Origin of the sequence: Nostoc sp. DedQUE07, assembly GCF_034530975.2 — a bacterium.
In the GTDB taxonomy this organism is placed as follows: Bacteria; Cyanobacteriota; Cyanobacteriia; order Cyanobacteriales; family Nostocaceae; genus Nostoc.
This window is the reverse complement of record NZ_JAVRCC020000031.1, coordinates 22,204-44,668: the sequence shown is the minus strand read 5'-3', so window position 1 is coordinate 44,668 and position 22,465 is coordinate 22,204. Positions and strand designations below refer to the sequence as shown.

General features: G+C 39.1%; 13 protein-coding genes and 1 pseudogene. 11 read left to right on the top strand and 3 right to left on the bottom strand.

Annotated features, from left to right (window positions below; all coding sequences use genetic code 11):
* Window positions 1-65: 65 nt before the first annotated feature.
* The 8 genes from RMZ95_RS21965 to RMZ95_RS21930 all read left to right on the top strand — a co-directional run bounded on the left by RMZ95_RS21965 (window position 66) and on the right by RMZ95_RS21930 (window position 12,325).
* Window positions 66-512, top strand: a complete 447-nt coding sequence (locus RMZ95_RS21965) for a DUF3110 domain-containing protein (protein WP_322672603.1) — start codon at window positions 66-68, stop codon at window positions 510-512.
* Window positions 513-668: 156 nt separating this feature from the next.
* Window positions 669-1,595 carry an N-acetylmuramic acid 6-phosphate etherase gene (gene murQ / locus RMZ95_RS21960; protein ID WP_322685188.1) on the top strand — a complete coding sequence of 309 codons (927 nt, stop codon included), beginning with the start codon at window positions 669-671 and terminating at the stop codon, window positions 1,593-1,595.
* Between the two features lie 615 nt (window positions 1,596-2,210).
* The gene (locus tag RMZ95_RS21955) at window positions 2,211-3,410 is read left to right on the top strand and encodes a response regulator (protein WP_322672605.1); all 1,200 of its coding nucleotides are present in this window, start codon (window positions 2,211-2,213) and stop codon (window positions 3,408-3,410) included.
* 494 nt (window positions 3,411-3,904) lie between these two features.
* Window positions 3,905-4,267, top strand: coding sequence for a response regulator transcription factor (locus RMZ95_RS21950; protein WP_322664528.1), 363 nt, complete (start codon window positions 3,905-3,907; stop codon window positions 4,265-4,267).
* Between the two features lie 124 nt (window positions 4,268-4,391).
* A complete protein-coding gene (locus RMZ95_RS21945; protein ID WP_322685189.1) occupies window positions 4,392-4,865 on the top strand; it encodes a chemotaxis protein CheW in 474 nt (157 codons plus the stop codon).
* Window positions 4,866-4,980: 115 nt separating this feature from the next.
* Complete coding sequence (locus tag RMZ95_RS21940) at window positions 4,981-8,289, top strand: GAF domain-containing protein (protein WP_322685190.1); 3,309 nt, start codon at window positions 4,981-4,983, stop codon at window positions 8,287-8,289.
* 31 nt (window positions 8,290-8,320) lie between these two features.
* On the top strand, window positions 8,321-8,701 hold the full coding sequence (locus RMZ95_RS21935; protein ID WP_322685191.1) for a four helix bundle protein: 381 nt from the start codon (window positions 8,321-8,323) through the stop codon (window positions 8,699-8,701).
* Window positions 8,702-8,704: 3 nt separating this feature from the next.
* Complete coding sequence (locus RMZ95_RS21930; RefSeq protein ID WP_322685192.1) at window positions 8,705-12,325, top strand: response regulator; 3,621 nt, start codon at window positions 8,705-8,707, stop codon at window positions 12,323-12,325.
* 17 nt (window positions 12,326-12,342) lie between these two features.
* Here the strand turns inward: RMZ95_RS21930 and RMZ95_RS21925 are convergent, their stop codons facing one another.
* Genes RMZ95_RS21925 through RMZ95_RS21915 form a run of 3 tightly spaced genes read right to left on the bottom strand, consistent with a single transcriptional unit; the run spans window position 12,343 to window position 15,165 of the window.
* Window positions 12,343-13,071 carry a Uma2 family endonuclease gene (locus RMZ95_RS21925; protein WP_322672610.1) on the bottom strand — a complete coding sequence of 243 codons (729 nt, stop codon included), beginning with the start codon at window positions 13,069-13,071 and terminating at the stop codon, window positions 12,343-12,345.
* 54 nt (window positions 13,072-13,125) lie between these two features.
* The gene (locus tag RMZ95_RS21920) at window positions 13,126-14,019 is read right to left on the bottom strand and encodes an ABC transporter permease (protein ID WP_322685255.1); all 894 of its coding nucleotides are present in this window, start codon (window positions 14,017-14,019) and stop codon (window positions 13,126-13,128) included.
* A 60-nt stretch (window positions 14,020-14,079) separates the two neighbouring features.
* Window positions 14,080-15,165, bottom strand: coding sequence for a spermidine/putrescine ABC transporter substrate-binding protein (locus RMZ95_RS21915; protein ID WP_322685193.1), 1,086 nt, complete (start codon window positions 15,163-15,165; stop codon window positions 14,080-14,082).
* A 355-nt stretch (window positions 15,166-15,520) separates the two neighbouring features.
* Between RMZ95_RS21915 and RMZ95_RS21910 the strand changes: the two are divergent.
* The 3 genes and pseudogenes from RMZ95_RS21910 to RMZ95_RS21900 all read left to right on the top strand — a co-directional run.
* Window positions 15,521-15,814: pseudogene (locus tag RMZ95_RS21910) on the top strand (extracellular solute-binding protein); the annotation flags it as partial.
* A 199-nt stretch (window positions 15,815-16,013) separates the two neighbouring features.
* Window positions 16,014-16,343, top strand: a complete 330-nt coding sequence (locus tag RMZ95_RS21905; protein WP_409883421.1) for a PAS domain S-box protein — start codon at window positions 16,014-16,016, stop codon at window positions 16,341-16,343.
* Between the two features lie 341 nt (window positions 16,344-16,684).
* Complete coding sequence (locus RMZ95_RS21900) at window positions 16,685-22,465, top strand: AAA family ATPase (protein WP_322685194.1); 5,781 nt, start codon at window positions 16,685-16,687, stop codon at window positions 22,463-22,465.

The window sequence follows — 22,465 nt, the reverse complement described above, 5'->3', positions numbered from 1 at the left end:
ATTCCTGTGACTTTCCTTGAGGCACAATCTCGAACTTTAATATGAATAAACCTTAAAAAGGACAGATGATTACACCAATGCGTGTTTTTGTGTTAATTTTTAATGCTCGAACGGAAAATGAGGGGATTCACACGATTCGGGAAGGCGATGCCGAAGGCGGCAAGCTACGCAATAAAATTCTGATGTTCGAGTCAGAAGACGATGCGACGCGCTTTGCCCTGATGCTAGAAGCTCAGGATTTCCCCGCGCCGACACCGGAGCCGATGGATGCTGAAGAAATCAAGGAATTTTGCGAAAGTGCTGGATATGAATGGGAAATCATCCCAGAAAACAGCAATTTAGTTGTAACTCCCCCAGAACTTAACGTCGAAAAAACTGACTGGCAAGAAGATGCCCAGAAGGAGGATACTGTTGAAGACACTTTCCCTCTCAATCAACAGCCGCTAGAAGAACCAGAATTGTCTGATTCTGAATTAGAAAAGATGCGTCGCAAATTGGAAGGATTGTTGTAAGTAGTCATTAGTCATTAGTCATTAGTCATTAGTCATTGGTGATTAGCCATTGGTCGCTAACTGACTAATGACAACGGACATAGATAGATGCCCAAAGAAAGGGCGGCGTAGGCTAGAACAAAAGACAAATGACAAATGACAAAGGACAAATGACAAATGACAAATTTGCAAGAACGCGGGCATCTTTTAACTGAGCTGGTCAATCCTAATAGTCTGAACTTAGACCAGCTTAGTTCCCTAGAATTGGTGGAGTTGTTTAATGACGAAGACCAAAAGGCTGTCGCAGCAGTTGCAGCAGCGAGAATTCAGTTAGCAGAGGCAATTGAGCGCACCGCAGAGCGTTTGCGTCACGGAGGACGCCTATTTTATATCGGTGCAGGTACAAGTGGTAGGTTAGGGGTTTTAGATGCTGCTGAGTGTCCACCTACTTTTTGTACACCCCCAGAGTTGGTACAGGGGATTATTGCTGGTGGTGCTGGCGCACTAGTACGCAGTTCTGAAGATTTAGAAGACAGTATTGAAGATGGTGAAGCGGCGATCGCTGGGCGGCACGTTACCCAATTAGATGTCGTAGTTGGCATTACCGCTGGTGGGACAACGCCTTATGTCCACGGTGCGCTTCATGCTGCTCGTCAGCGAGGAGCCATAACTATTTTTATCGCCTGTGTTCCTGCTGAACAAGTTAGCTTTGATGCCGATATTGACATTCGCTTATTAACAGGGCCAGAAATAATCGCCGGTTCAACTCGCCTGAAAGCGGGTACAGCTACTAAATTAGCTTTAAATATTCTTTCTAGCGGCGTAATGGTTAAACTAGGCAAAGTTTATGGCAATCGCATGGTGGATGTAGCAGTAACAAATCAAAAATTACGCGATCGCGCTTTGCGAATTTTGCAAGACCTCACAGGTTTAAGTCGGGAAGCTGCTGGTTTTTTACTAGAACGTAGTGGTAAATGGGTTAAGCTGGCGTTATTGATGCACTGGACTGGTTTGGAAAAAGACGAGGGCGATCGCCTTCTTTCAGAACACCAAAGTAATCTCAGGGCAGCTGTTGTCAGCTATCAAAACCACAAGCAACCTTGAATAAATTTTCTAAATAAATACAAATACTTTGTAATATGGCTGCTACTTGTTTTTGTAGCACGCCTTTTTTTAAGAACAATATTCCCTAGAAAAGTTGACATTCATTCTAATAATTAAGAATAGTAAATTTAAATAAATATTTTTAACCTCTATTGTCAATCTCAATAATCTAAAGCACAACTCTCTACTTTTTTAAACAAAAATTCAGAACTTATACGGATATGATTCTATATGAAAATTATTAAAATGATATCTTAATACACTATGATGTCAATAATGGCAACCTACTTTAGTCATAAATATTAGCAGAAAAGTAAACTCTGCCAATAAAGACTTTATACTAGATAAATTCTTTACTAGCAATAGTTTTGCCATTTTTACATCTGCTTTGCTTTTAATAATCTTGATTTAGACTGCTATATACCAAATCCATTTGCACTGATTCACATTATCTGCCAATCGCTATATAGCTAGAACACTATGACATAAGTGTTGCCTACCTTTAACAAGTGACTTAAGAAACTTGTCTGGTTAATTGAGATGGTAGGTAGATTTACGCTGTGCTCTACTAGTATTGGTTTTTAATAGCTAGCTTTTTAATAAAAGGAACAAACTATGCCCCATCAAGAACTTATTTCAAATAACCTAGTAAATGAATTTAAAACTTGTACTCAGTTGCAATACAATGGCAAATTAAATATTAAGAGTTCCAAGGGCAGCCAATGGACTTTTTACTATCGACTGGGACGGATAGTTTGGGCAACAGGAGGAACTCATCCCTTCCGACGTTGGCGTAGACATATAGCCCAGAATTGTCCCCAGATTGATGTTGATAAGTTGCAGTTACCGATGCAAGACCTATCAATTGATTACTGGGACTATAAACTGATAGAAGTATTTTATAAAAAACAGAAAATTCAGAGAGAACAGATTCAATCTATTGCGGAAAATACAATAGCAGAACTATTATTTGACCTAGCTTTGCAAGGAAACTTTGCTTCTCTAAGTTGCAATCGCAACCAAGAAGTTATCTTAGAAACCCCAATGAGCTTCACGAGTTCAGAAATGTCTGTAAAGCACATGCAAGACTCATGGAAAATTTGGTCAGAGGCAGGTTTAGCAAATTTTTCTCCTGACTTAGCACCAATTCTACGACGACCAGAACAACTTGAGCAGATGGTAAGTCCATCTGTCTACAAAAACTTTGTGAATTTAATCAATGGCAAATTCACTCTACGAGATTTAGCCATGAAAATGAAGCAAAGTGTATTGCCACTGACCCGTTCATTGCTTCCTTATATCCTTAAAGGAATCATCGAATTGATAGAAGTACCTGATTTGCCTTTAAGAATTACTGAAGTTAATAATAACTCTACTACCACCCAAGCAAAAAAGCGAATTGCTCCACTAGTAGCTTGCGTCGATGATAGCCCTCAAGTATGCAAAATGGTAGAGGATATTGTCACTTCCAATGGATTGAGATTTATCAAAATTCAAGATGCTGTACAAGCTCTACCAACCCTGATTCAGGATAAACCAGACCTGATTTTCTTGGATTTAATTATGCCAGTTGCTAGTGGTTACGAAATTTGTACTCAGCTACGACGAATATCTACCTTTTCTAACACACCAATAATTATATTAACAGGCAGTGATGGCCTTTTAGATAGAGTTCGTGCCAAAGTAGTTGGTTCTACAGATTTTCTCACTAAACCTGTAGTGGCTGATAAGGTAATGAGTATAATACGTAAATATTTACCTACACAAAGCGTATCCAGCGATAAGAGAAAGTCTAGTTTAGAGGTTTGTAATTAGAGAGACTTAGAAGTAATTTTTGGTTTTGAATTATTCCTCAAAATTTAGAGACTTTTATACCTCAGTAAGAATTAAGTTATTGAGGTTAAAAAACTTTAGATGAAGTCTATTGTTCAAATTATTTATTTGTCAACTAGGTTGGAATTTTATATATAAAATCACCTTTAATTTTTTCGTTATCAATCATGTTTCAAGTTTGAAAATTCAATCCAAGCTTGAAAGTTTAAATTAGTTTATCAAACTATTTTATATTAAAAATTTTATCTAAAATAATGTTTCTTACGTACTTTTTCTGAGGTTGATAAATAAAGATTGAATCAAAATTAAACAAATACAATTTTTTGTATTTATAGCAGTCCTATTTGATTTGTGAAATATTGGTTAGGGCAAAGGGGTTAGGGCTAGTCTCTAGTCCCTTCCATGTCTTTTTGAGGAATCATTGAGGATTTGTATATTTTGTTTACACTTTGAGAAAAAGTTAACGAGTAATTGCCATGAATACTGTTTTAGTTGTTGAAGATGGCTTAACAGATATGGAAATAATCAGCCGTTACTTGCAACAGGCAGGTTATTCTGTGATTAGTGCCACTAGTAGTGAAGAGGCTCAAGACAAAATAGATAAAAATAAGCCAGATTTAATATTTCTCGATGTAATTTTACCAGGGAAAAGTGGCTTTGAAATTTGCCGAGAACTAAAAAATAATCCCGATACTAGCAAGATACCTGTGGTTTTTTGCTCTACAAAGAATAGTGATGTAGATAAAATTTGGGGTAATATGTTGGGCGCTGATGGTTATCTATCAAAACCGATCGATCGCGACGAACTAGTGGTAATTTTAAAGCGATTACTTAATTAGTAAAAATCTCATAAGTCAACAAATCATAGAAGTTACTATTTTTTAGATAGAATATCTCCAAAAATCAACAATAAATGCAAATAGTGGCTAGAGATAAATCATCAAGGACAAAGGATCGATAGCTTTGGAAACCCAGCAAAAGTTTTTAAGTTTTAATTTGGGAGTAAGTGATACAGCCGTCATTTCTCTACAACACATCACAGAAGTTTTGCAAGTATCATTACCAGAAGTATGTGGTGTTCCTCAGATGCCAAGCAGCATTTTAGGTATTTATAACTGGCGTGGTGAGATGCTTTGGTTAGTTGATTTAGAGGCAATGTTAGGTTATCCTCCTATTTCGCAAGGGCCAAATTTACTTTCAAAAATGATGGCAATTGTTCTGGAAAATAAGGGTAAGTATTTGGGACTTTTGGTACGACAGCTAATAGATATTGAATGGCTAGATACTAAAGAAATGAAACCTGTAACTGCTGAATTATTTTATCCTAAACTATCACCTTTTTTACAGGGATACTTTATTAATGATTCAGAGAATATAATTTTTAATTTGGATGCGAAAACTATTCTTCAAGCTCCAGCATGGGGGATTCATAATTGAATATTTAGTAAGATATAATTTTTGAAAACTCCTAATTTTTAATCAGCAAATACCAGATAAATATCGCTTGCCACATATTCATTTATTACCCATCACAATTTTGAGGTTTAATCAAATGACATTTTTGTATAACAACAGCCATGATAACGATCATTTAATTTCTGAATTAGAAAATCAGAATGGTAACGCTAATATAGCAAATATTGCTAGTAGTGAAATGTCTTTGTTAAGTGCGATCGCTCAAGAATTTAAAACTTGGCGGCGACAGATGAAAGATATCGCAACTCACATGCGCCAAGCCCCAAACATTGATACATTACTTAAAATTACTGTAGCACAAATTAGAGAAAAGATTGGCTGCGATCGCGCCTTAATTTATCAGTTTACTTCGCGAGAATCAGGTAATGTTTTAGCCGAATCAAGAACATTAGGTTGGACTCCAACTTTAGGCGAAAATATTCCCGGAATTATTTTTGGTCTATATACCAATCAAGACTATGTAGAAGCTGTAGTTATTGACGATATCAATCAGATTCAACTTACCCCTTATCAAAAGCAACTGCTAGATAAATTTCAAATTAAAGCTAGTTTGAGTTTACCGATTGTAGTAGAAGGTAAAGTGTGGGGCTTACTAGCAGTCAATAATTGCTACTCAAAGCGGCAGTGGCAAGAAGTAGAAATTAGCCTACTATCTCAACTGACAACAGAACTGATTTACAAATTACAAAGCTTTGAATTCCAAAAAGAACAGCAACAGCGGCTACTAGCAAAAAAATCGGTAGCTAAAGTCATCGACAAAATTCTGCGGGTATCAAATGTTGATAAGCTTTTTCAAACAACTACTCAAGAAGTACGCCAATTACTAAAATGCGATCGCGTCGGTGTCTATCGCTTCAAACCTGACTGGAGTGGTGAGTTTGTTGCTGAGTCAGTGGGTAATGGCTGGATAAAAATGGTCGGCCCTGATTTTTACATGGTCTGGGAAGATACTCACTTACAAGACACTCAAGGAGGACGTTATGCCAAGGGTGAAAGCTTTGTAGTTAATGACATTTATCAAATGGGCCATTCTCAATGTCACATTGACATTTTAGAGCAGTATGAAATGAAGGCTTACATTATTGCACCCATATTTGCTGGAGAAAAATTATGGGGTTTGTTAGCAGCTTATCAAAATTCTGGGCCTCGTGATTGGCAACCTTGGGAAGAAACCTTTGTAACTCAAATTGGGTTGCAATTTGGTGTAGCTATCTCACAAGCGGAATATCTCGAACAAGTGCAGAAAAAATCTAACCAACTAGCTCAAATAGTTGAACAAGAGAAAGTTTTCACTAAGATAGTCAACCGCATCAGACAATCTTTAGACGTAGAAAGCGTCTTCAAAACAACCACTCAAGAAGTGCGTCAATCACTACAATGCGATCGCGTTGCTGTCTATCGTTTTAACCCTGACTGGGGTGGTGAATTTGTGGCTGAGTCTGTGAGTACTGGTTGGACAAAACTGGTAGGCCCTGATATTAAAACCGTTTTGGATGATACCTACTTGCAAGAAACTAAGGGAGGTCGGTATGTCAGAGGTGAAAACTTTGTCGTTAATGACATTTATGAAGTAGGCCTAGCTCCCTGCCATATTGAGATTTTAGAGCAGTTTGAAGCCAAAGCTTATATCATTGTTCCGATATTTTTTGGGGATAAATTGTGGGGATTGCTGGCAGCTTATCAAAACTCTAGCTCCCGTGAATGGCAAAGCTGGGAAGTGAACTTTTTGGTTCAGACTAGCTTGCAATTTAGTTTAGCTAAATCACAGATAGACTATTTGGAATTAGTGCGAGTTAAATCTGAGAAACTAGCTCAAATAGCAGAACAAGAGAAAGCTGTTACCAAGATCAGTAACCGCATCCGCCAATCTTTAGATGTAGAAGAAATCTTCAAAACAACTACTCAAGAAGTCAGACAATTACTGCGATGCGATCGCGTCGCAGTGTATCGCTTCAATCCTAACTGGAGTGGTGAATTTGTCGCCGAGTCAGCAGGTCATCTTTGGGTAAAACTGGTAGGCCCCGATATCAAAACTGTCTGGGAAGATACCCACTTACAAGAAACTCAAGGAGGTCGATATGCTCAAGGGGAAAACTTTGTTGTAAATGATATCTATCAGGTAGGTCATTCTCCTTGCCACATTGAAGTTTTAGAGCAATTTGAAGCCAAAGCTTATGTAATTGTTCCTGTATTTGCTGGCGAACAATTGTGGGGATTGCTGGCAGCTTATCAGAATTCGGGAACTCGTGATTGGGAAGAATCAGAAGTTACTTTGTTAGCACGTATTGGCAGCCAATTAGGATTGGCATTACAACATACCGAATATTTGCAACAAGTACAAGCGCAGTCAGCAAAATTAGCAGAAGCAGCAACACGAGAAAAGGCAGCCAAGGAGTTACTACAACAACGATCTATTCAACTCTTAAAAGCCCTTAGACCCGCTCTCAACGGCGACTTAACAGTACGCGCACCGATTACAGAAGACGAACTAGGCACGATCGCTGATGCTTACAATAATACTCTGCAAGCACTGCGGCAAATTGTTGTTCAAGTACAAGGGGCTGCTCAACAAGTTGCCCAAACTTCTAGCAATAGCGAGTCTTCATTAGCGGGACTAACCAATCTAGCACAACAACAGTCTGAGGACATTACCGCAGCTTTAGGTGACATTCAACAAATGGTGGACTCTACTCAAGCTGTAGTAGCGAATGCTGAGTTAGTACAACTAGCAGTGCAAAAAGCCAATCAAACTGTAGAGTCTGGCGATACTGCCATGAACCTAACTGTAAAAGCAATCCAAGGAATTCGTGAAACCGTTGCTCAAACCAGCAAAAAGATTAAACGCCTCAGCGAATCTTCGCAAAAAATCTCCAAAGTCGTGAATTTGATTGGTAATTTTGCCACACAGACAAACGTACTCGCTTTGAATGCAGCCATTGAAGCTACTCGTGCTGGTGAATATGGCAAAGGCTTTGCAGTTGTGGCTGATGAAGTCCGTTCTTTATCTCGCCAATCAGCAGCAGCAACCATCGAAATTGAAAAATTAGTTCAGGAGATTCAAGCAGAAACCGGAGAAGTTGCAGTAGCGATGGAAACTGGTATTCAGCAGGTAGTAGAAGGTACAAATCTTGTTAGTGACACTCGCCAAAACTTAAATGCGATCGTTTCTGCGACTGCCGAAATTAGTCAGCTAATCGAGCGAATTACCGCAGCGACTCAAAAACAAATGGCGCAATCTGTAACAGTCACTAAATCAATGCAAGATGTCGCAGAAATTGCCGATAAAACTTTTGCTGAATCTCAAGAAATTGCTACCGTGTTCCAAGAGCTATCAGGAATGGCGCAAGAGTTATTAACAACTGCTAGTAAGTTTAAAGTCAAATGAATTTTAGATTTTAGATTTTGGATTTTGGATTATGAATGAGGAGGATTTTAAGCGGAGAACAAAGCAGCTAGCATTGCGAGCAATCCGCTTAGTAGAAGCTCTCCCACAGAGCAGAACGGCAGATGTAATTGGCAAGCAGCTAATCCGTTCAGCAACATCTGTGGGAGCTAACTATCGGTCAGCTTGTCGTGGTAAGTCAACCGCCGATGTCATTGCTAAACTCAGTTTGGTAGAGGAAGAAGCCGATGAAAGTCTTTATTGGATGGAACTTGTTGTTGAGGTTGGTTTATTACCACTGGAAAAAGTGAAAAGCTTGATGTTAGAAAATACCGGAATTCTGGCAATGACAGTTGCATCAATTAAAACTTTACGCAACAAATCTAAAATCCAAAATTTAAAATCAAAAATCTAAAATATGATTACAGATAAGGAAATTCGCCAACAAGGTTACATCTACTTTCTAGCTGAAGCCCCAGAATTAGTCACAATTATTGAACAAGAACTATTTAGCTTGTCGGAAGATTATAGTATTGCTAAAATTCACAATCTAATGCGAGCTACTCATACACTGAAAGGTGGTGCAGCTAACGTTGGGCTAGAATTAATTAAGACGATCGCCCATTTTTTAGAAGATGTATTTAAGGCTTTATACAACCCAAAAGTGGTAGTTGATGCAGAATTACAAACACTTTTATTACAAGCTTATGAGTGTTTGAGTATAGCATTAAATACTGAATTAATAGGGAGTACTGTTAATGATGAAGAACTGCTTCATCGAGCAACTTCAGTATTCGCGCAGTTGCAAGAAAAGCTGGGTGATGCATTTGGTGCTGAATCTCATATTCCCACTTCTGAAGAATTGGGGTTTGATATTGTGCAATCTGTTTTTGAAGTAGGAGTAGAACAACGTCTAAACAGTATTGCTGACGTTATTAATAATCCACCAAATAATGATGAATTTATCGAGTTTTTACACTCTCAAGCTGAAGTATTTCTGGGCTTGGCAGAATCTCTAAATTTACCTGGATTGGGAGAAATTTCCCAAACTATTCTCTCAGCATTGCAAGCAAATCCCAGTCAGGTACAGCAAATTGCAGAAATTGCCCTTGCAGATTTACAACAAGCAAAAAAATTAGTATTAGAAGGCGATCGCACATCTGGTGGAGAACCTTCATCAGGTTTACGAAAACTCGCAGTAGTGGAAAATAATGAGTTATCTGAAAAATTAGTAAATAATTCATTCACTGATAAATTTATCATTGATGAAGAACAATTTTATCAGTTTCTCACTACATTTGATAACAATAAGAGCGAATCTGTAAAACCAAAAACTGCCAAGTTTTATTTAAAAGTAATTCGCTACATTTATGGCTGGTTTAATCACCAGATGCAAATACCAGAAGCGGAACTCAGTTTGACTTTACTAGTTCCCAACTTAGAAACAAAAAATCTGCTTAATTATATCGAAAACTGGCTGAAAGACTTTCTTGATTTTGTTCAGGATGAAGAATATAGTCAAAGTCTTTGTATTTATCGACGTGGCATAATCTTAATTATCCTATTTGCAGTTGCAAAGTTTCAATATTCTCTGAAAGCATCTGATAGCCACCTTTCAGCAATTAAATTATTACAAAACCAAATTCATAAATTAGCAAAAGAATATAAAAATTATCCTCCTGTTACTAGCGAAGAGAAAAATTGGCTTGATAGTCCAAAGTTACAAAACCTGTTAGTGATTAAAGAGATTGTATCTTCTCAATCAACTGATAATTTGTTAGAAGCAATATGGGGAGAAGAAACTAGACAAAATCTTGCTTTTGAAATCGTAACAACCCAGACTGATAATTATTCAGTAAAGCTTGATTCATTAACTGTCAGCGAGCAGATAATTATAGACGTTTCGGAAACAGCTATTGAAGTCATGCCTGAGATAGCTACACAAATCAACAAAGAAATAGAAGAGAAATCACAGTACGATCAAACTAAAAACTTTCGCCAACCTTCATTTATTCGGGTAGATACAGAGAGACTGCAACACCTCAATTATCTAGCAGGAGAATTGCTGATTTCCCAAAAACGGCGTAGTTTACAAGATGAACAAGTCAAAGAAATAATTGAGCAATTAGTACAGCAACTTACTAGACACCAAACAACTTTAAATGAGTTACGCGATTTACCTTTACAAATACAAAATATTACATCAGGACAAACGCAAAGTTTTGCAGTGGATTTTGACTCTTTAGAAATGGATGTATATACAGAATTTCACATGACATTGCATGAAGCAATAGAAGAGACATTGCAACTACAAGAAACCACAGAATCTCTTGACTTGCTTCTGACACAAGCTACTCAAATTAGCGATCAAAAAGAGAATTTAACTCTTAATATTATAGATAGCTTAGTCGAAGCACGAATGTCGCCTTTGGGCAATATTCTGAATCGTTTCCCCCACATGGTAAATAAATTGGGGAATGTTCATGCCAAACTTGTTGAATTGAAACTTACTGGTAGTGAAGTACTGGTAGATAAAGCGATCGCCCAAAAGCTCTACGATCCTTTGTTACACTTAGTGCGTAATGCTTTTGACCACGGTATTGAAGCTCCGCAAGTTCGCCGAGAGCTTGGTAAACCAGAAGAAGGTTTAATCGAAATCTGCGCTTATCATCAGGGTAGCCAAACTATTATCGAAGTTCGAGATGATGGTCAGGGATTGAATTTAGATAGAATTCGCAGAAAAGCTGCCGAACTTTATCCCATACAAACTGAAGAAAAAACTAGAAACTATGCTTCTAGTCTGGCTGAACCTGAACTTTTAGATTTGATATTTTCGCCTGGATTTACTACTGCAAAGAAAGTAAGTGAAATTTCTGGGCGCGGTATGGGTTTAGATATTGTGCGTACTCAAATGCACGCGCTCAACGGCTCGATTTCAGTTCAATCCTTACCCAACCAAGGAACAATATTCATCCTCAAAATTCCTTTTTCTATGACTACAGAGAAGTTAATGCTAGTTCAAGCCAAAGGTGTTGTTTATGGTCTGATGTTGGACAGCATCGAAAAAATCTTGATTCCCTCTGAACAACAGATTAAAGAAATTGAAGGTAAAAAAGTCTTACATTTGAATATAGATAATGATGAGACTATGGTCAGTCTTCGTCACCTTTCAAAGTTGATTAATTATAATAGTTCATTCACTAATAATGAGACTCCATACAATATTTCAAATAATCAAAACCAAAACATAGCAAAGAATCCGGTGCTTTTGCTACAGCGAAATCAGGGAAAGGTTGCTTTAGAAGTTGACCAAATAATCGGCGAACAAGAACTGGTAATCAGACCTTTAGGAAATGCGATCGCACCGCCAAAATACATTTATGGTTGTAGTAGTTTAGCTAATGGTAATCTCATCTTAGTAATTGATGCTTTGTTGTTGATCAAATCTAGCGAAATCCAACAAACAACACTTGATATCAGGGCGCTACCAGTAGCTTCTCCGTCAAATATAAAAGCTTTACCAATATCAGGGCATACTTTTTCATCTACACCATTACTTGCGGCATCGACTTCTACAACAACTATAGAAACCCAACTCAGTTATTCCCAAGAGCCAGATTATAAATCACCAAAAGTTGTTTTAGTAGTAGATGATGCAATTAGTCTCCGGCAAACTCTCTCTCTAACTCTCCAAAAATCTGGCTATCAAGTAATACAAGCTCAAAATGGTGTAGAAGCTCTAGAAAAATTGCAGTTACATCCTGAAATTCAAGTTGTCGTCTCCGATTTAGAGATGCCACGAATGAACGGTTTTGAGTTATTGAGCAATTTCCGCCAATACCCGAATTTAGCAAAAATACCTGTAGTTATTCTCACATCTCGCAGCGCTGAAAAACATCGCCAGCTTGCTAAAGAATTAGGTGCAAAAGCTTACTTAACTAAACCTTTTTTAGAGCATGAGTTTATCTCTAAAATTAAGGAGTTAATTAACAATAATATAGATGCTTTAGATCATTTACTTATAGTGAAAAATAATTAACAATTTTTAATTACGAATTACGAATTATCAGGTAAATTATTTGGATCTACACCCAGAGAACGTAAATATTGCGCTAATTGTTCAGCCCTTTGCCGTTCTTGTTCAGCCCGCGATCGCTCTTGTTGTGCCTGTTCTGCATCTGTCAAATAGCGCTTTCCTTGCTCGTCATACCAACATAAAAACTCCTGTTGTATGCCGCCAATTACAGTTTGGTGTCGCCCAATACCTAAACCCACCTCTGGCATCAAATAAGGTTCACCTATTTGTAATTGGTAGTTTCCATTGAGCAACTTATACACTTCCAAGGGTTGATGTTGGTCGCGTCGCCAAAACTCAGGGTTATAAATTACGTAGTACAATACACCGAGTTTTCTATATATGTCTAGCTTTTCGTCGTATTCACCTCCTGGAGTATGGGATACCATTTCTAATGTGAATATTGGAACTATCCCATTTTCTTCCCAAACTGCGTAACTTTTGCGTGATTTACCACCCTTTTTCCGTTCTACTCCCAGACTTAAAAAAGCATCTGGGACTACAGGTACTCTGGGATTTACTCCTGTGGTGTGATACACTCCCATATCTACTCCGAAGTACCAATCCATGCGATTTGCCCAAATGGAGTTAAGTAAGAAGAGTAAAATATTGGGCAAAAAGTTTTGATCTTCGTTATCCACTGGGGTATCGTCTGAACAGGGAAGTTCATCAGTAGTTGGTAACGCATTTTTGAGATCGGGTGAGAGCATAACCGTTGTCTCGCTGGCGTTTGATGCCTTTATTATAAATGAGCGACCAAAATTTTAACGTTTGGGTGTAGCTTCCCCAAACTTAATTAAAAGTGCGATCGCAATACTAACAAGCAAAATTAACGTCATACTCAAGGCTGAACCAAATCCCCAATTTTGGGTTGCTCCAAGAAACTGATTATAAACTAATCGCGCCGCCGTCATACTAGAAGCACCACCAAGTAATTCTGGATCGACAAAATCCCCCAATCCTGTGATAAATACAAGCATGGAAGCAGCCGCAATTCCCGAAAAAATTTGCGGTACGGTTACTTGGAAAAAAGTTTCCACCGGATTTGCACCTAAATCAGCCGCAGCTTCTAGCAACCGCTTGTCTAGCTTTTCGAGAGAAGCATATAAAATTAAAACCATATAAGGTAATAAGCTGTAACTCATACCAATAAATACAGCTTGACTCTGATTAAGTAATTGCAAAGTAGGCAAGCCTAAATTGCTAAGTAAACTGTTTAATAAACCAGAAGGACGAAGAATTGTAATCCAAGCATAAGAACGAAGTAAGGAAGAAGTCCACAAAGGTAGAACAAAGCCTAATAGCAGTAAATTTCGCCAACGCTGCGGTGCTATCTGAGCAATCCAATAGGCGACGGGGAAACCCAAAAGTAAACAAATTATCGTAGTGCCAAACGCAAAAAATAGCGATCGCCAAATTACTTGCACGTAAAGGGAGTCAAATATTCGGATGTAGTTTTTGAATCCGTTGGGATTAACCAAATCTCCCGGTCGGATATCTGCAACTAAACTTAACTCGAAAATGATCAAAGCTGGCAGCACCAACAAAAGTAATAACCAAATCCCAGATGGTGCAAGCAATACCAAGGGTTGCAACCAATTTCTAACGGGATGCTGCAATTTTTCTATTTGAGAAATATCATTTTTTTCCAAATTAATCACTCCTAACTCCTGTACAGACGCGATTAATCGCGTCTGTACTCTTAACTCCTAACTCTTTTAACTGCTAGTTAATTGAGTCCAATAACGATCGTAAACCTCTTCAAATTCTCCTACAGGTGTAACACGTTCACAATTTTTTAACAGTGACTCTGGCGGAAACAAATTAGTGTTGTTTTGGATTGTTTTTGGTAATTGCTCAAATCCGGCGCTATTCGGCGTAGAAATATTCAGGCGTTGAGTGATTTGGGCTGCGATTTCTGGTTGCAAAATCATGTTAATCCAAGCATAGGCTCCAGCTTGGTTGGGGGCTGTTTTGGGAATTACAATAGTGTCTGTCCATAATGAAGAACCACTACGAGGAATCACATATTTGAGTTTAGGGTTTTCTTGAGAGATTTTCACTGCATCTGCCGAATAACACATTGCCAATAGCAAATCTCCGGCCAGAATTTGATTTTGCCAAGCGTCGGTGTCAAAACGGGCGATCGCAGGTTTTAGAACTTTCAATTTTTCATAAGCTTGTTTGATTTCTTGTTCATTTTTTGAGTTATAAGAATAACCGAGCATTCGTAACGTTGCACCCATCACTTCTCGAACATCATTGAGCAAGGTCATCCGCTGATTAAGTTGCTCTTGATTTTGCCAAAGGTAATCCCAGTCTTGTGGTGCATCTTTTATTTTTTCGGAATTGTAAAGTAAACCTGTTGTCCCCCAGTTAAAAGGGATACTGTAGCGGTTATTGGGATCGTAACTAGGATTTTGAAAGCGAGGAAATAAATTCTCTAGACCGATTAAGCGATCGTGATTTATTTCTGTTAGCAAACCTTTGTCTACCATCTTCTGCACCATATAATCAGATGGATTGATGATGCTGTAAGTGCCACCGCCTCCAGCTTGCAATTTAGCCAGCATGACATCATTGGAATCATAGACATCTGCCAGCACTTTTATGCCAGTTTGGGCGCTAAAAGTTTTTAGTAATTGATTGTCAGTATATTGCGTCCAGGTAAAGATATAAAGTTGGTCGGGCTGACTATTGGTATTAGAATTAGCACGTACTTCAGCCAGCCTCCAGCCACAACCACCTAAAGATAAGCTAGAAAGTGCTGCCACCCCTTTCAAAAATTGACGTCTGTTAGTCATTAAGTTAATAATTAATCATCTTTTGTATTGTTGTCGATTGATTCTAAATATGGCTTTAATTGGAGTGCCCATAGGTAGTTTAAAGATTAACTTAAGTGTATCTACCTGTGCAACTGTTAATAAGTTACTGCTATTAGCTAGTTTTAGGTATGGTTTTTAATCAAGCTTGAGTTATAAAAATTAACAAAGCGAGCGATACCTTCTCTACGAGACGCTACGCGAACGGTGAGCTTCGCTAACGCCAAATTATCAAGGAAACTCGGTGTGGCAAGCTGAACTACACTTCTGTACTAGCAAAAATAGCAGGGTTTGTCCTTACCTTACCAGTTAAAACTGTGACAGGAGTTTTGGATTCATAACTGTAAGGAGGAATCATCCAAATGTCTACGATCTAGAAGATTTAACTAATCGTGTTCAGTCTGACTCAGCCTTGCAATGGCAGGATATTGCTCCTATTTTTCGAGATGTGAGTGCAAGGTATAAACAGCGGATTTACGCGATACCGTTGGATGGTGATTTTCACATGGTTTACTATCGCAGCGATCTCCTTAAAACCGCTGGATTAGAGCCTCCGACAACTTGGGACGATTATCTGGCGATCGCCAAACAGTTTCATGGCAAAGACTTAAATAATGATGGTACACCAGACTACGGCTCTTGTATGGCAAAAGGCCCTCGCTTTGCCGGTTACTTGCTGTTTACCTCAATTACTAGTTCCTGGCTGCAATCTCAGGGAACAACCCAAGGAGGATTTTTTGACCTGGAAACCATGAAACCTTTGGTTCGCAATCCAGCGTTTGCTAAGGCGCTGGATATCTATAAAAAAACGATGGACTTTGGCTTGCCTAATGAAGCAAACTTGGATGGATACGAGCAAGATGCCTTTACGCGATGCCAAGGGAAATATCTTCGGCATTTTATCAGTGACAGAAGACATTACCGAACGTCACCAAGCACAAGAAGAACTCAAACAACAAAAACAAAATCTAGAAGAAGCACTAGCAGAACTTCAAGGCGCCCAAGTGCAATTGGTGCAAAGTGAAAAAATGTCGGCGCTGGGAAACCTTGTAGCGGGGGTGGCACATGAAATCAATAACCCTGTTGGCTTCTTGGGCGGCAATATTCAACCTGCCTTAGATTATATTAAAGACATATTTAGCTTAATTAATTTGTATTAACAGGAATATTCTAATCCCAGTGGAATAATTCAAGACGAAATCGAAGCAATTGACCTCGATTACATCCGCGAAGACTTACCTAAGTTAGTAGGTTCTATGCGAGAAGGTGTGAAGCGAATTCGGGATATTAGTACCTCTTTACGAACCTTCTCTCGTGCTGATAGCGATCGCCCGACAAATCGTTGAATCAACCCACGGTGGCAAATTGAGTTGCAACTCTGTTCTCGGTGAAGGAACAGAATTTGTCATTGAAATTCCGGTGTAAATTTTTATTCTGGTTCTTAAATAACTTGAGATATCTGGGAACACTGTATCTGTAAATCGTCACTCCTTGAGCAGTTATGGTCAGCACTTTTGTAAAGATTCCTGGATACCGCTTAACAGAAGAACTCTACAATGGTTCCAGAACCCTAGTTTATCGAGGGTATCGAGAAACTGACTCCTTAGCGATAGTCATTAAACTACTGAAAAATCCCTATCCGAGTTTTGGCGAACTCTTGTCGTTTCGCACTCAGTACACCATTGCTAAAAATCTGAATTCACCTCTAATAGTTCAAACTTATAGCCTAGAACCGTACCAAAATGGCTATGCATTGGTGATGGAAGATTTTGGCGGGATTTCTCTCAAAGAATGGAAATTCACAGGGAATCTACAATCTCTACAGGAGTTTCTAGAAATTGCGATCGCACTCTGCGACACCTTAAATTTACTCTACCACGAGCGCATTATTCATAAAGATATTAAACCCAGCAATATCTTAATTAATCCCGAAACCAAACAAGTTAAATTAATTGACTTTAGTATTGCATCACTTTTACCAAGAGAAACCCAAACTCTAGTTAATCCCAATGTGTTAGAAGGGACACTTGCTTATATTTCCCCCGAACAAACAGGTAGAATGAATCGAGGGATTGACTATCGCACAGATTTTTATTCACTTGGCGTAACTTTCTACGAACTACTGACTGGGGAGTTACCTTTTGCCTCCAACGATCCGATGGAGTTGGTACATTCTCATATTGCAAAAATCGCACCATTAGTACACGAAGTTAATTCCGAAATTTCATCTGTACTATCAAAAATTGTCAGTAAATTGATGGCGAAGAATGCCGAAGATAGATATCAGAATGTATTGGGACTGAAATTTGATTTAGAAAATTGTTTAACTCAGTTACAAGTTTTGGGTAAGATTGAAAGTTTTGAAATTGCACAGCATGATGTGTGCGATCGCTTCATTATCCCCGATAAACTCTACGGACGAGAAACCGAAGTAGAAAACCTACTGCAAGCATTTGAGCGAGTCAGCCTTGGTGCAACAGAAATGATGCTAGTTGCTGGATTTTCCGGCATTGGCAAAACCGCAGTTGTCAACGAAGTGCATAAACCAATTGTGCGCCAACGCGGCTACTTTATCAAAGGCAAATACGACCAGTTCAACCGCAATATACCCTTCAGTGCCTTTGTGCAAGCATTCCGCGATTTAATAGAGCAATTATTAACCGAAAGTGATGTCCAACTAGGGCAATGGAAAAATAAGATTTTAGAGGCGGTTGGCGAAAATGGGCAAGTCATTATTGAAGTAATTCCCGAACTATCAAGAATTATTGGCGAACAACCACCAGCAGCAGAACTATCAGGAACAGCAGCCCAAAATCGTTTTAACTTACTCTTTCAAAAATTTACTCAAGTCTTTACCAGTGCATCACATCCCTTAGTAATATTTTTAGATGATTTGCAATGGGCAGATTCAGCATCGCTGAATTTAATGCAGTTATTAATGGCTGATACAGGTCATCTTTTCATTATTGGTGCGTACCGCGATAACGAAGTCAATCCAGCACATCCATTAGTATTGAGTTTGAATGAAATTGCTAAATTACAAGCAACAATTAATACAATTATTTTAACACCATTAAATCAAGCCACAGTCAATCAGTTAGTTGCTGATACACTCAAATGTTCAGAAAATCTAGCATGGCATCTTTCTGTATTGATTTATCAAAAAACTAAAGGAAATCCATTTTTTGCTACACAGTTTCTCAAAGCATTGTATCAAGATGGATTAATCCAATTTGACTTTGAGTTAAGCTGTTGGCAATGCAATATATCAGAAGTGACGGCTCAAGCCGTTACAGATGACGTTGTAACTTTTATGAGTTTGCAACTGCAAAAATTCCCACACTCGACTCAAGATGTCTTACAGTTAGCAGCTTGTATTGGTAACTCTTTTGATTTAGCAACTTTGGCAATTGTTTCGCAGCAATCGGAAATTGACACGGCTGCGGCTTTGTGGAAAGCTTTGCAAGAAGGGTTGATTTTACCAATTGGTGATGTTTATAAATTTTATGTCGGGCAAAAAACCCTTGCTGATACATCAGAAAATCAACTGATTGTTACATACAAATTCTTACATGACCGAGTACAGCAAGCAGCCTATTCCCTGATTCCTGATGACCAAAAACAGACGACTCATTACCAAATCGGACAACTGCTGCTGCAACAGATTTCCGCACAAGCTAGAGTTGACCGCATTTTTGAAATCGTCAATCAATTAAATTACGGCACGGCTTTAATTAGCGAACAAACTCAACGCTCGGAACTAGCACAACTTAATTTGATTGCATCTCGCAAAGCCAAAAATTCAACCGCCTATCAAGCAGCGCGTGAATATGTCACAGTGGGATTGTCTTTGTTGGGAGGAAATACTTGGCAGCAGCAGTATGAAATGACCCTTGCCTTGCATGAATTAGCGGCGGAAGTGGCAATGCTAAATGGTAACTTTGAGGCGATGGAACAGTTCATTGATACTGTCATTCAACAGGCAGATTCCTTACTAGAAAAGGTTAATGTCTACTGCATTAGAATTCAATCTCATATTTCCCAAAGTAAATTGACTTGTGCGATCGCGATCGCCCAACCAGTCTTACAACAGCTTGGTGTAACCTTTCCTGAAACACCGACACCATCAAATCTTCAACAGGAAATCCAAGAGATTGAGGAACTGATTGGAGATAGGCAAATTGCCGATTTGGTTAACTTGCCACAGATGAGGGATGCAGAAAAACTCGCTACTCTGAAGATTGTCAATATCATAATCCCAGCAGCTTACCTCTCTGGCTCTGCGCTGTACCCATTGCTGAATAGTTTGTCCGTTAAACTCTCAATTCAGTACGGTAACACATCGACTTCTGCTTTAGGCTATGCGACCTATGGCAGTATTCTCTGCAATTTCTTACAAGCCGTAGATACAGGATCGCAATTTGGTTCCCTAGGACTCCAGATTATTTCAAAACTCGATGCCAAAGCAAGTAAAACAGATGTTTTGATGATCTTGGGGATATTTGTTGTACACCGCAAATCTCACATTAAAGAAACACTACCCCTCTTGCAAGAGGGTTATACCAGTGCCTTAGAATTTGGAAACCTGGTACTTGCTGGATATAATGGGCACACTTTTTGTCTCAATTCTTTTTGGTGCAGTCAACCTCTGGCTACCTTAGAGCAGGATATTTGCGCCTACTGCCATAGTTTGATGCAAATAAATCAATTGACAACCGCAAATTATTGTCGGATTTATTGGCAACCGATTTTAAATCTGCTAGGAGTTGCAGAACATACCACCTTTTTGTCTGGAAAAGCCCTTGAAGAAACAGAATTTCTCCAGCAGCTACAGTCTACCAATGATGGATATGGATTGTATATTTTCCATTTGTATAAACTAATGCTTTGTTTCTTGTTTGGAGAAATTGAGCCAGCGAAAAATCATGCTATTGAAGTCAGGCGCTATTTTATGGCTGGTGCGGGATTAGTCAGCGAACCAGTATTTTATCTTTACGATTCGCTGCTGACTTTGGCACAATTGAATCCACAGTTAGATGCAACATCAGCAGCATTGCAGAGTGTAACAGAAAACCAAACCCACTTACAGCAATGGGCGCATCATGCACCCATGAATTACCAGCATAAGGTGGATTTGGTAGAGGCAGAAAAATATCGGGTATTAGGCAAGAATTATGAAGCAGGGGATTATTACGATCGCGCTATTTCTTTTGCTAAAGCCAACGGCTACCTCCAAGAAGAAGCCTTAGCTAACGAACTGGCAGCTAAATTTTACCTGGGTTGGGGTAAAGCAAAAGTTGCCGTCGGCTATATGCAAGAAGCTTACTATTGTTACGCCAAATGGGGTGCAAAAGCCAAAGTTGCCGATTTAGAAAAACGCTATCCGCAACTACTTGCCCCCATATTACAGCAAACTCGTTCGGCCTTTTCAATTAACGAAACCATCTTCGCTTTGGGAACTGTCACCTCCACTTCTACGAGTTCTAGCAGTAGTGTCTCAGATATCCTAGATTTAAAAGCGATTCTCAAAGCCTCTCACACTATCTCTAGTGAAATCGAACTGGAGAAACTGCTTGCATCGTTACTGAGAATCGTCATCGAAAATGCCGGGGCTGATAAATGCGTGTTAATGCTGTTGCGAGACAGTCGCCTGTTGATTAAAGGGTCAATGACTTTGGGAACAGAACCAGTAGTGTTGCAGAAAATTCCTGTGGAGGAGAGTCAGGATATTCCCCACAAGCTAATTTACAAAGTCTTGCACAACAGTCAGACTATTGTCCTGCTGGATGCGACAGCAGATTCCACCTTAGCCAACGACCCCTATATCATCCGTCAGCAGCCCAAGAGTATTTTGTGTAGCCCGATTTTGCATCAAGGCAAGTTGAGAGGCATTTTATATCTAGAAAATAACTTAGCAACGGGGGCATTCACCAGCGAACGCATCGAACTACTCAATTTACTATGCGCTCAAGCTGCAATTTCCTTGGAAAATGCCCAACTTTACGAACGTTCCTTAGAATATGCCCAACAGCTAAAACAGTCATTTGCCGAATTGAGTGCCGCCCAGTCTCGCTTCCACAACTTAGTAGACAACGTGCCTGGGGTGGTTTTTCAATACCAGATGAGTGCTGATGGAATCCTATCGTTAAACTACATCAGTGCTGACTGTTACAATTTGTACGAAATTACGCCAGAGCAAGCTGCTGCCGATGCGAAGTTTTTTGACAAAATGGTACATCCTGATGATGTGGCTTCTTACCAGGAATCAAGTACTGACACCGTTCAAACTGTATCTCACTGGCGCTGGGAGGGACGAATCGTCACTCCATCAGGAATCGTCAAGTGGATTCACGGCGAATCTAGAATTGAACGGCGTGTGGATGGAACGCTAGTTTGGGATGGATTGTTTTTGGATATTAGCGATCGCAAGCAAGCAGAACTGGCATTGCAACAAGCTCAATTACAAATTGTTCAAAGTGAGAAAATGTCTGCGTTGGGTAACTTAGTTGCTGGTGTCGCCCATGAAATGAATAATCCTCTCGGTTTTATTGCTGCCAGTCTCAAACAAGCTAAACCAACGTTTACTGATATTATCGAACACTTAAAACTCTATCAAGAAACTTTACCAAACAAGAGCGAAGAAATTCTCGACCATGAGTCAGAAATTGATTTGGAATATAGCTTATCAGACTTGCCCAAAATGCTTGATTCCATGACTATGGCATGTGACAGGCTGAAAAACATCAGCACTTCACTCCGCACTTTCTCTCGTGCTGACAAAGACTACAAAGTACCGTTTAATATTCACGAAGGTATTGATAGTACCATTCTCATTCTCAAACATCGTCTGAAAGCCAACCCTGAACGTCCGACGATTGAAGTTGTCACTAACTACGGTAATTTACCTCAAGTTGAATGCTTTCCTGGGCAATTGAATCAGGTATTTATGAATATCTTAGCGAATGCTATTGATGCATTAGAAGAATCGAATCACGAACGTAATTTTGAGGAAATCAAAGCCAATTCCAACCGAATTACAATTACCACTTCAATAGTAGAGAAGCTCGTGAAAATTGCCATTGCAGATAACGGTAAGGGGATGAGTGAAGAAATCAAACAAAAGATTTTTGACCATTTATTTACTACGAAATCTGTGGGGAAAGGTACGGGGTTAGGGTTGGCGATCGCCCGACAAATCGTCGAATCAACCCACGGTGGCAAATTGAGTTGCAATTCTGTTCTGGGTCATGGTACAGAATTTCTCATTGAAATTGCAATGTAA

What these genes read in the sequence shown, in the direction of transcription:
- RMZ95_RS21965 (WP_322672603.1), top strand. Translation starts at nt 66, where the DNA reads ATGATTACACCAATGCGTGTTTTTGTGTTAATTTTTAATGCTCGAACG.
- murQ (WP_322685188.1), top strand. Translation starts at nt 669, where the DNA reads ATGACAAATTTGCAAGAACGCGGGCATCTTTTAACTGAGCTGGTCAAT.
- RMZ95_RS21955 (WP_322672605.1), top strand. Translation starts at nt 2,211, where the DNA reads ATGCCCCATCAAGAACTTATTTCAAATAACCTAGTAAATGAATTTAAA.
- RMZ95_RS21950 (WP_322664528.1), top strand. Translation starts at nt 3,905, where the DNA reads ATGAATACTGTTTTAGTTGTTGAAGATGGCTTAACAGATATGGAAATA.
- RMZ95_RS21940 (WP_322685190.1), top strand. Translation starts at nt 4,981, where the DNA reads ATGACATTTTTGTATAACAACAGCCATGATAACGATCATTTAATTTCT.
- RMZ95_RS21935 (WP_322685191.1), top strand. Translation starts at nt 8,321, where the DNA reads ATGAATGAGGAGGATTTTAAGCGGAGAACAAAGCAGCTAGCATTGCGA.
- RMZ95_RS21930 (WP_322685192.1), top strand. Translation starts at nt 8,705, where the DNA reads ATGATTACAGATAAGGAAATTCGCCAACAAGGTTACATCTACTTTCTA.
- RMZ95_RS21925 (WP_322672610.1), bottom strand. Translation starts at nt 13,071, where the DNA reads ATGCTCTCACCCGATCTCAAAAATGCGTTACCAACTACTGATGAACTT.
- RMZ95_RS21915 (WP_322685193.1), bottom strand. Translation starts at nt 15,165, where the DNA reads ATGACTAACAGACGTCAATTTTTGAAAGGGGTGGCAGCACTTTCTAGC.
- RMZ95_RS21905 (WP_409883421.1), top strand. Translation starts at nt 16,014, where the DNA reads ATGAAGCAAACTTGGATGGATACGAGCAAGATGCCTTTACGCGATGCC.
- RMZ95_RS21900 (WP_322685194.1), top strand. Translation starts at nt 16,685, where the DNA reads ATGGTCAGCACTTTTGTAAAGATTCCTGGATACCGCTTAACAGAAGAA.